The sequence below is a fragment of the Clostridioides sp. ZZV15-6598 genome (assembly GCF_020657705.1).
Taxonomy (GTDB): Bacteria; Bacillota; Clostridia; order Peptostreptococcales; family Peptostreptococcaceae; genus Clostridioides; species Clostridioides difficile_F.
Genome location: NZ_JAGWCS010000337.1, coordinates 1 through 398, shown reverse-complemented (window position 1 = coordinate 398; position 398 = coordinate 1). Strand labels below are relative to the sequence as shown.

Here is a 398-nt window from a genome sequence, read left to right as displayed (position 1 = left end):
AGCTAAAGTCTTTTCATTTATTTGAGAGCTTCCAGTTAGCAATATAGGAGCATCTTTTTTATATGCGAATGGTGTTGTAGCCAAAGCATCTGCAATTGCAGAATCATTTATTAAAACGGCGTTTTCAGCACTTTCCCAACCTTCTTGACTTATCTTAATAGAAGTTTCATATCTATCAGTTCCTGTTAGTGCCTTTGCATTTACTTCATCTTGGTATGTAACTTCAAATTTGGCATTTGGACTTCCTAAGAAAGCAATTACGCCTCCTTTTGGTAATCTAACTCTATTATTCTTTGTCACTAAAGAGTAATTTACAGGGACTCCTTTATCATCATAAACTGCAAAAGATGAATTTTGAGGAAGATTAACTTCTATTTTTTTGTTTGCTATATCATCGC

Annotated in this window: 1 protein-coding gene; it reads right to left on the bottom strand. The window is 33.7% G+C overall.

Annotation, left to right across the window (positions count from 1 at the left end):
- A partial coding sequence (locus KGF50_RS21920) for a cell wall-binding repeat-containing protein (protein WP_227850001.1) occupies nucleotides 1-398 on the bottom strand: 398 nt, incomplete at both ends.